Source organism: Streptomyces sp. WELS2, assembly GCF_013870595.1.
In the GTDB taxonomy this organism is placed as follows: Bacteria; Actinomycetota; Actinomycetes; order Streptomycetales; family Streptomycetaceae; genus Streptomyces.
The window spans coordinates 1-2,408 of record NZ_JACBWZ010000885.1 but is presented as its reverse complement, the minus strand read 5'-3'; the positions used below and the strand labels follow the sequence as shown (position 1 = coordinate 2,408).

Sequence of the window (2,408 nt, the reverse complement as noted above, 5' to 3'; positions counted from 1 at the left end):
GCGTCCGACAGGGCGGCCTCGCCGTTCCTGAGCTCCAGCGCGGCGGCCAGCGTCCACGGCCCGACGGCCTGCACCTTCAGATCGCCCTCGTAGCCCTGGGTGAACTCCTCCAGGGCGTCCAGGTCCTCCACCAGCCAGGACCGCGCCCGCCTGGTGTCCCGGCCCGGCCGGTCCCCGATCCGCCAGCCGCTGGGCTCCACGCGCGCGTACAGCTCGACCAGCATCCCGGCGGTCCGGCCGATCATGTCGGCGCCGGGACCGCGCGCGGGCAGCTCCGCGAGGAACGGAAAGTCCTCGAAGCTGCCGGTGACGGTCTTGGCGGCCTCCCGCGCGTCGGTGCCGGGCAGGGAGCCGACGCCGGTGGCTCCCGGGAACCTGAACTGGCTGTTTTCGCTCACCAGGGAAGCCTACGGAACCCGGCGCGGCGAGTGGTACGGGCCCGGGCCCCGGTCAGCGGCCGGGGCGCACCGACAGGTCGTGGACCTCCGCGTCCCGGGGCAGGTCCAGGGCCATCAGGATCGTCGTGGCGACCGACTCGGGATCGATCCACTTCTCCGGGTCGTACTCCTTGCCCTCCTGCTGGTGCACCTTGGCCTGCATGGGGCTGGCGGTGCGGCCGGGGTAGACCGAGGTGACGCGGACGCCGCCCGCGTGCTCCTCCTGGCGCAGGGCGTCGGCGAGGGCCTTCAGGCCGTGCTTGGAGGCGGCGTACCCGGACCAGCCGGCGCTGGCGTTCAGTCCGGCTCCGGAGTTGACGAAGATCACGTGGCCGCGGGCCGCCCGCAGCTGCGGCAGGAAGTGCCGGGTCAGCTCGGCCGGGGCGATCAGGTTGACGTTCAGCTGGTGGTGCCAGGACTTCGGGGTGAGCTCGCCGACCGGGCCCAGCTCGACGACCCCGGCGATGTGCAGCAGGGAGTCCACCCGGTCCGGGAGCGACTGGTGGGAGAACGCCCAGGAGAGCTTGTCCGGGTCCGCGAGGTCGCCGACCAGGGTGCGGGCGCCGGGGTAGGCCGCCGCCAGCTCCTTGGCGCGGGCCGCGTCGCGCGCGTGGAGCACGAGTTCGTCCCCGCGCGCGTGCAGCCGGCGGGTCACGGCCGCGCCGATGCCGGAACCGGCCCCGGTGATCACATGAGTAGCCATGGGGCCCATGCTCGCATCAGTGCCCGGCGGCCTGCTCCTCCAGGTAGGCCAGGGCCGCGGCGGGCTCGTCGGCGAAGAAGACCAGCTCGGCCAGCGGGCGGGGCAGGAAGCCCTCGGCCTCCATGCGGCGGAACTGCTCGCGCAGGCCGTCGTAGAAGCCCGCCGTGTTCAGCAGCACGACCGGCTTGGCGGTGCGGCCGTGCTTCTTCAGCTCCAGGATCTCCGTGGCCTCGTCCAGGGTGCCGGTGCCACCCACCATGATCACCACGGCGTCGGCCTTCTCCAGCAGCAGCTTCTTGCGCTCGCCGAGGTCGGCGGCGATGATCATCTCATCCGCGCCGGGCCGCGCCTTGTTCGCCAGGAACTCCACGGAGACGCCCAGCAGCCGGCCGCCCGCCTCCTGCACTCCGTCGGCGACCACCTTCATCAGACCGCTGTCGGACCCGCCCCAGACCAGGGTGTGACCGGACTTGCCGATCAGTTCCGCGAACTCGCGCGCGGGGCGCGTGTAACGCTCGTCGAGGTCGGCGGCGGACAGGAAGACGCAGATGTTCATGACTCATACCGTACGGTGCCCGCGCCGCGTGGGAAGAAGCGCGGTCCGTCCGGTGCTGTTCCGGTATGACCGATGGACACACGATCACGATCCACAAGAGCGAGCGGCACGTGCGCGCGGTGCACGACGGCGTGGTGCTGGCGGAGAGCGACCGGCCGCTGGAGCTGCGCGAGACGGGCTGTCCGGTGCGGTACTACATCCCCGCCGAGGACGTACGCCTCGATCTGCTGACCCCCTCCGACACGCACACCGTCTGCCCCTACAAGGGCACGGCGTCCTACTGGTCGCTGCCGGACGCGGCCGACCTCGTCTGGGCGTACCCCGAGCCGAAGCCCGACATGGCCGAGCTCGGGGACCACTACTGCTTCTACGACACCGAGGTCTCCTGACCGCGGTGTCACGACCGCGCCGCCTCTCGCCGTGTCGTGACCGGTGGGCGGGGTGCCGTGCGGCAGTCTGCACGGCCATGGACAAGAAGACGACTTCCCGCGACGGCACCTCCCTCGCGTACCACGTGACCGGTCACGGGCCCACGGTGATCCTGGTGAGCGGCGCGATGTCCACCGGCGGCACCGTGCTGCCCCTGGCCGAGCGTCTCGCGGAGCGCTGCACGGCCGTCGTCTACGACCGCCGGGGCCGCGGCGAGAGCGCCGACACGGCGCCGTACGCGGTCGACCGCGAGGTGGAGGAGATCCGCGCGGAGGCCGAGCGC

At 72.3% G+C, this 2,408-nt stretch carries 4 protein-coding genes and 1 pseudogene; 2 read left to right on the top strand and 3 right to left on the bottom strand.

The window, feature by feature from the left end; genetic code table 11:
• The 3 genes and pseudogenes from H5J33_RS31260 to H5J33_RS31250 form a co-directional block, all read right to left on the bottom strand.
• Positions 1-398: pseudogene (locus H5J33_RS31260) on the bottom strand (methionine synthase); the annotation flags it as partial.
• Positions 399-450: 52 nt separating this feature from the next.
• On the bottom strand, positions 451-1,149 hold the full coding sequence (locus tag H5J33_RS31255) for an SDR family oxidoreductase (protein WP_181798129.1): 699 nt from the start codon (positions 1,147-1,149) through the stop codon (positions 451-453).
• 7 nt (positions 1,150-1,156) lie between these two features.
• The gene (locus H5J33_RS31250) at positions 1,157-1,696 is read right to left on the bottom strand and encodes a TIGR00730 family Rossman fold protein (RefSeq protein WP_181798128.1); all 540 of its coding nucleotides are present in this window, start codon (positions 1,694-1,696) and stop codon (positions 1,157-1,159) included.
• A 65-nt stretch (positions 1,697-1,761) separates the two neighbouring features.
• On the opposite strand from H5J33_RS31250, the gene H5J33_RS31245 reads away from it, so the two are divergent.
• Both H5J33_RS31245 and H5J33_RS31240 read left to right on the top strand, forming a co-directional pair.
• Complete coding sequence (locus tag H5J33_RS31245; RefSeq protein ID WP_181798127.1) at positions 1,762-2,085, top strand: DUF427 domain-containing protein; 324 nt, start codon at positions 1,762-1,764, stop codon at positions 2,083-2,085.
• A gap of 77 nt (positions 2,086-2,162) precedes the next feature.
• Positions 2,163-2,408, top strand: a 246-nt coding sequence (locus H5J33_RS31240) for an alpha/beta fold hydrolase (RefSeq protein WP_399552968.1), incomplete at its 3' end; no start/stop codon positions are given.

Bases quoted from the DNA above. Each gene is read 5' to 3' on its own strand.
- H5J33_RS31245 (WP_181798127.1), top strand. From the start codon at position 1,762: ATGACCGATGGACACACGATCACGATCCACAAGAGCGAGCGGCACGTG.
- H5J33_RS31250 (WP_181798128.1), bottom strand. From the start codon at position 1,696: ATGAACATCTGCGTCTTCCTGTCCGCCGCCGACCTCGACGAGCGTTAC.
- H5J33_RS31255 (WP_181798129.1), bottom strand. From the start codon at position 1,149: ATGGGCCCCATGGCTACTCATGTGATCACCGGGGCCGGTTCCGGCATC.